The organism is Pseudomonadota bacterium, assembly GCA_022361155.1.
GTDB lineage: Bacteria > Myxococcota_A > Polyangia > Polyangiales > JAKSBK01 > JAKSBK01.
This window is the reverse complement of the sequence record JAKSBK010000314.1, coordinates 1-6,502: the sequence shown is the minus strand read 5'-3', so window position 1 is coordinate 6,502 and position 6,502 is coordinate 1. Positions and strand designations below refer to the sequence as shown.

Annotated in this window: 6 protein-coding genes; 5 read left to right on the top strand and 1 reads right to left on the bottom strand. The window is 63.9% G+C overall.

What is annotated here, in order from left to right; translation table 11 throughout:
• Positions 1 to 31 precede the first annotated feature (31 nt).
• On the bottom strand, positions 32 to 973 hold the full coding sequence (locus MJD61_12275; protein MCG8556045.1) for a ribose-phosphate pyrophosphokinase: 942 nt from the start codon (positions 971 to 973) through the stop codon (positions 32 to 34).
• A 367-nt stretch (positions 974 to 1,340) separates the two neighbouring features.
• Here MJD61_12275 and MJD61_12270 point away from each other — a divergent pair, with 367 nt between their 5' ends.
• The 5 genes from MJD61_12270 to MJD61_12250 all read left to right on the top strand — a co-directional run.
• A complete protein-coding gene (locus tag MJD61_12270) occupies positions 1,341 to 2,174 on the top strand; it encodes a helix-turn-helix domain-containing protein (protein MCG8556044.1) in 834 nt (277 codons plus the stop codon).
• 295 nt (positions 2,175 to 2,469) lie between these two features.
• Entirely contained in the window at positions 2,470 to 3,039 is a 570-nt protein-coding gene (locus MJD61_12265) for a helix-turn-helix domain-containing protein (protein ID MCG8556043.1), read from the top strand.
• Between the two features lie 167 nt (positions 3,040 to 3,206).
• Positions 3,207 to 3,677 (top strand): DNA starvation/stationary phase protection protein, encoded by a 471-nt coding sequence (locus MJD61_12260; protein MCG8556042.1) that lies wholly within the window; start codon positions 3,207 to 3,209, stop codon positions 3,675 to 3,677.
• A 120-nt stretch (positions 3,678 to 3,797) separates the two neighbouring features.
• Positions 3,798 to 4,970, top strand: coding sequence for a bifunctional glutamate N-acetyltransferase/amino-acid acetyltransferase ArgJ (gene argJ, locus MJD61_12255; GenBank protein ID MCG8556041.1), 1,173 nt, complete (start codon positions 3,798 to 3,800; stop codon positions 4,968 to 4,970).
• Positions 4,971 to 5,229: 259 nt separating this feature from the next.
• A partial coding sequence (locus MJD61_12250; GenBank protein ID MCG8556040.1) for an aryl-sulfate sulfotransferase occupies positions 5,230 to 6,502 on the top strand: 1,273 nt, incomplete at its 3' end.

The window sequence follows — 6,502 nt, the reverse complement described above, 5'->3', positions numbered from 1 at the left end:
ATCGCTGTTTCCCCGGCGCAACGCGGCCACCTCATACAAAGAGCGAGCTTACGGAGTCGCTGTGGTGGATACGCTTGATCGCTTCGCCCAGCAAGGCAGCCACCGACAGGACGGTGAAATGGCCGCTGGCTTCGGCTTCGCTCGTCAAGGGTATCGTATCGCTTACGACCACTTCTTCCAGCGGTGCTTGTGCGATGCGCTCGATAGCCGGATCCGACAGGACAGCGTGTGTTGCCGCCGCGTACACTTTGTCGGCACCTTGTTCCTTCAGGCCCAGGGCTGCGTTGGTCAGGGTGCCGGCAGTATCGATCATGTCGTCGAGTATCACGCAAGTGCGTCCGCGCACGTCACCTACGACGTTCAGCACCTCACTAACGTTGGGCCGCTCGCGCCGCTTGTCGAGGAACGCAAGGTCCGCCTGCACGCGCTTGGCGTACGCGCGCGCACGCTCCACGCCACCCGCGTCCGGCGAAACGAACACGGGGGGCTCGCTGAACTTTGGCGCAAGGTACGTCAAGAACACTGGCATGGCGAAGAGATTGTCGAAGGGCACGTTGAAAAAGCCCTGGATCTGGCCCGCGTGAAGGTCCATCGCGACGGCTCGACTGATTCCGCTCGTCGTGAGCAAGTCAGCCACCAGCTTGGCGGTGATCGGTGTGCGCGGCGCGATCTTCCGGTCCTGCCGAGCATAGCCGTAGTACGGCATCACTGCGGTGATGGAGCCCGCCGAAGCACGGCGCAGAGCGTCGATCATCACGAGGAGCTCCATCAAGTTGTCGTTGACCGGCGTGCAGGTGGGCTGCACTACGTACACGTCCACGCCTCGAACATTTTCCTGGATTTCGGTATAGACCTCCCCATCGGCGAAACGCGTGATTCGGGCACGACTCAGCGGCAGCTCCAAGTAGGAGGCCATCGACTCGGCCAAGACCCGATTTGCGTTGCCGCCAAAGATGCAGATGGACTTGAACATCGCAATTTCTTCTCTTTGCGCACTGGCGGGCAAGCACGCGCTACGACCGGGCCGGCCTTTGGAAGGACGGGAATCGCTAGCAAACCGAAAAGTGCGTGTCAACCGAGCGTCTGGGGCCTGAGCGACCTTGCCCTATGGGGTCCGCACTGGCTTGCGGGGGTTCCTGTCGTCCGGCTGGATTCGGTCGATCAAGGCGTTTGAAACGGTGGCCGAGCGCCCAACGCTCTCCGGGCTCCAGGGGCGTCGGTGCCGCTGGCCAGCTCCCGCACCGGACACGAATCGACGCGTTTTGCCACGAATCGACCCGAGGGGCCTTGAGCCGGGGGAGTTTTGCCTATAAGTACTGCTTCGTCCGGTAGGAGGGACCATGCCTGCAATCGCATTGATCGTGTCCGACCGGCCCGCGGCCGAGGGCGTGTGGTTTCCTGCCCTCACGCGAGTCGGATTCGAGGTCCGCCGGATCGCGCTACAGGGGTTTGGCGAGGCTGTGTGCGACGGTGTGGCCGTGGTGGTGGACGCTGCCAGCCAAGGCTTCGATGAAGACGAGCTGCTGTCGGATGTGGGGCTGGCACGGGCAGTGGGTGCGCAACCGGCGGTGGACTGCGTGGGCAGCGATCGGACCGGGGGCGTTGAGGACGTACTCGAGGACCTGTGTCGGGGCCTGCTGGTCCGGACCGACCAAGATGTGGCGCGTGTGGCGGCAGGCCTCGCACGCCGCTGCGACGCCCACCGCTCCCTGCGCTTCGAGTACGTGAGCGTCTCGCCGCGAAAGAACGAGGTGCTGGCCATTCTCGGGGACGGCAACGCGGTAACCATACCCAGGCCGCTGCCGGGCGGCGACGACGGGTGCGATGTGACGAAGATCAGTCTCGCGGAGGACGCGAGCTCGGTTCGACTCACCTTGGCCAGCGGAGTCGAGGTCACCGTCCAGGCGGCAGGACTCGTGCCAGCAAGGGATGCAACGCCCGCCACCAACGGTCACAACGGAATGAGCATCGACGGTGCCCGGCTGGGGGCCAGGCTAAGGGAGCTGCGGCTGCAGGCCGGCCTCACCCAGGCCGAGCTCGCCCGCCGCACGGGCATCCACCGTCCGAACATCGCCAGAGTCGAAGCAGGCCGGCATACACCTTCGCTCGAAACGCTGGCGCGGCTGACCTCCGCCATCGGAGTACCCACTACGCGGGTCCTGGCGGGAGACTAGCCCGCATCGGTCACCAACCCGCGGTCGCGGTATCGACCAGGAACCGCGTGATCGACCGGAACCGCGTGATCGATCCGCCCGCTCCATTGGACAAGGAGCCAGCGCTCATGAAGCGTCGACCTTGCCTCGCACCCTGGGTCCGTGGCGATCCCGTTTATCGCGCATTTTTCCGATTTTCTAGGACTCAAACTATACCCGTGATGCGGTTGGATCGTGTTTGTTCGACTTTCCAGTTTCCCAAGAAAGCTGGATTTTTCCCTAGACAGCGGAACAACGTGAGGTTATGTATTAACGGATGGGGACGGAAACTGGCAAAAACCTATTCACGGCGTCGCAAGTTGCGCGTTTTTGCCAGGTAGACCTAAAAACGATACACAACTGGGCTGATAAGGGTGAGATCCGACACTTCCGTACGCCGGGACGCCACCTGCGGTTCCGCCGCGCCGACGTGGTGAACTTCCTGCGAAGATACGGCTACCCAGTCCCCGCGGTGCTGCTGGCCGGCAAGCCGCGCCTGGTGGTGGTGGACACCGACGAACCTGCCCTGGCAAAGCTGCGCGAGGCTCTGCAGACGCAGTTCGAGGTAACCGGTTACGGGGACATCGTCGACGCGCTCGTCTCGATCGGAAGCGAGGCTCCCGATCTCATCGTACTGGACGCCTACTCGGGCCGCGTCGACAGTGTCCACAGCATCGGTCGGCTGCGCAACAACGAGGCCACCCGCCACATCCGCACCGTTGTGTACTCCCAGGAGCCCAGCATCAAGCGCCAATGCCTGGACGCTGGTGCCGCCGCCTTCGTCGAAAAGCCCGACTTGGACGCTCTGCGCAGGACGTTGCTGCAGCTGATGGGCGCCCCGCGCTAGAGCCCCGATCGGGGTGCTCTGGTGCGTTTCTATTCCTCGTCGTCGCGTCTTGCCAGCGACGCCTGGTCTACTGCGGTCTGCACGGGCTATCTTGCCACGGGCCCCCAAAGGGCTCGTGACAGAACCAACTCGATCCGCGAGCCCAGAGAATCGACACGGAGGACAACATGGACATCGATATTGGGATCAAAGAAGACGACCGGCAACGCCTGGCACAAGAGCTGTCCAACCTGCTCGCTGACAGCTACACGCTATACCTGAAGACTCATAACTTCCACTGGAACGTCAAAGGACCGATGTTTCAAACGTTGCACACAATGTTCGAGCAGCAGTATCTGGAGCTCGCGTTGGCCGTCGATGCCATCGCGGAACGCATCCGATCGCTCGGACACCCGGCGCCCGGCAGCTACTCGGCTTTCTCGCGCCTGTCCAGCGTCTCCGAGACCGACGGGGTTCCGAAGGCAACCGACATGGTAGGGCTCCTACTGGCAGCGCATGAAGCGGTCGTGAGGACGGCACGCAGAGTCGTCGCCGTTGGCAACGAGGCCGGCGACGAGGCAACTGCCGACCTCGGGACGCAGCGGCTTCAGATCCACGAGAAGACGGCGTGGATGCTGCGAAGCCTGCTCGAAGAGTAGCGGCCGACACCTGACCGGCGACATGTTGGCGTGTTCGTCGGATACAATGGCGGCGTGAGGAATCTGCCGCGCTCCCCTCTCGCGCCTGCCGCCTTCCCGGAGCTACCGAAGGTGTCCGGTGTGCGGCTTTCCGTCGCTGCGTTGGGCCTCAAGTACGAAGGACGCCCGGATGTCTTGCTGGCGGACTTCGTCCGGGGGACGCAGGTGGCGGGAGTCTTCACGCGTTCCACCACTTCGTCGGCGCCGGTGCTCCTCTGCCGAAAGAACTTGTCTGGCAAGTTGGCACGCGGGTGCTTCGTCAACGCAGGAAACGCCAACGCATTCACGGGCAAGCGCGGCGAGCGAGCGGCGTTGCACATCTCCGAGGTCGTGGCCGAGGCGCTCGGTGCCTCGCCGTCGGAGGTCTTCGTTGCCTCAACCGGCGTCGTCGGAGAGCCTCTCGATTCCGGACCGATAGCCACGGCCATGGACGGACTGGCGAGCAACCTCGGCAGGGCGTCGTTCCACGACGCTGCCCGGGCGATATGCACCACCGACACCTATCCCAAGGGAAGTGCGCTCGAAACGAAGATCGGTGATGAGACGGTCCGCATCTGTGGTATCGCCAAAGGATCGGGCATGGTCGCGCCCAATATGGCCACGGTCCTGGGCTTCGTGTTTACGGACGCGAGCCTCGAGGCCTCGCTGCTCCAGTCCCTACTCAACGAGTACGTCGAGACGACCTTCAACAGCATTACCGTCGATGGCGACACGTCGACGAGCGACACACTGCTCTTGTTCGCTACCCAGGCTGTCCGGCACCGACAGATCAGTGATCCCGGCGACGAGGCGCTGGGCGACTTCCGCCGGGCCTTGGCGGGGGTGTTGGAGGATCTTGCCCTGCAAGTCGTCCGCGATGGCGAGGGAGCCACGAAGCTCGTGCGCATAGCCGTCAGCGAAGCCGAGTCCAACGAGTCGGCAAAGAGAATCGCCTTGGCCATCGCCAATTCACCCCTCGTCAAGACCGCTATCGCGGGCGAGGACCCGAACTGGGGCCGTGTTGTCATGGCAGTTGGAAAGGCGGGTGAGCCCGCGAATCGCGAGGCGATGAGCATCTGGTTCGGTCCTCACTTGGTCGCGGATCGCGGCGAGCGCGCCGAGTCCTACGTCGAGGATGAGGTAGCAAAGTACATGAAAGGCGATTGCCTTGAAGTGAGTGTGCGTGTGGGGATGGACGGCCAAGGCTCGGCGCGGGTCTGGACCTGCGATCTGACCCATCGCTACATCTCCATCAACGCCAGCTATCGGACCTAGTGCTCGCGGCGACCAACCATGCCCACACGACGGACGGCGCCCCCAAGGGCCGCTGTACGAGGACCCTGCCAAGGCGTCGGGTCAACATAACATCGCCACTTCGATTTCGATCCATCCCGTGCAGCGGTGCTGCGCGGCCTTCGAATACAGGGAGTATTCGCGCGACAGCGCGCCTTGCTGGCCGGGCGCCTCAAGGCCGACCTGGCAATGCTATTCTGACCCGGCGCCCAGAAGGGATTCGCCCAAGTGCGCGGCTGTCATGATCTGGCGGTTTTCACTGCTGCACACCACCCTGTGGGCGCTGTTGGCGAGCCTGGCCGGCGCCTGCCGCGACGGCTCGTCCAGCAAGGGGGCCGGCGGGGGTGCACTTGACCTGCAACCCAATCGCAACTGCGCCCTCGTCTACCGCTTGCGCTTCGAGACGGATGTCGCGACGCTAACCCGCGTGTCCGTGCAGCCGCAAGGCACCAGCGGGTGGAGTGTTGCCGAGCGAGGAGGCCCCAGGCGCAGTCACAACATCCTCATCGCTGGGCTACGCGCACAAAGCACGTACCGGCTTGAGGTCAAAGCGCGCGACTCGGCAGGTGCAACCGCACTCGAGCGGTTCCTCGTGCTCACGACCGATCCTTTGCCATCCACGCTGCCGCCCATCGAAGTCACCAGGAGCGACAGCGCAGCGATGGCTGACGGTTTCACGTTGTTCGACGTTGCGGTCTGGCGGCCGGACGGGGTTGCCGGCAGCGGCTGGCTGATTGCGTTGGACTCCGAGGGCCAGGTCGTGTGGTACTTCGAGCACAAACATCGTCCGGAAAACGCTCGGCTGCTCGCGAACGGACACCTGGTTTACATGCACAGCAAGAACCGAATCGTCGAAATCGACCTTGCCGGTCGGGTTCGGCACGCTTGGGCGGCCACGAATCTGCTCAAGAGTGCGGAGAAGCGCAAGCTGCGGCGGGAGGGAGTCGCTGCGGTCGCCGCAGACACCTTTCACCACGACTTGCACGAGCTGCCTGACGGCAACTTCATGGTCCTGAGCACGCGGCTACGCAGACTCGTGCCCAGTGCGTGCCCGCAGGCGCCGTCGACGGTGACACAGGCGTGGTTCAACGTGGTTGGAGACGTATTGGTAGAGTTCGAACGCGACGGCGGTGCGATCGTGCGGCGCATCGACCTGTTCGATGTCTTCGATCCTTGCCGCCATCACCGTGCGCTGGACGATGGCCACTGGAACCACATCTACGCGGGGCTCCAGACCCGCGATTGGACCCACGGCAACACGATCATCTACGACCCGGCTCAGCGAGTCGCGATCGTCGCGCTGCGCAACCTCGACCGCATCGTGGCGTTTGCATACCGTCCCGGATCCGATTCGGCGCAAAGCGGCAATGCCCCGGTCGCCTGGATTCTCGGGCCGCCAACGGATACGCCGGAAAACCACGACGAGCGGCGGCTGAAGCCCGCGGGCAAAGAGCTGATCTGGCCGCACCATGCCCACGCACCCACGCTGACGGCCGACGCTGGCTTGCTCATGT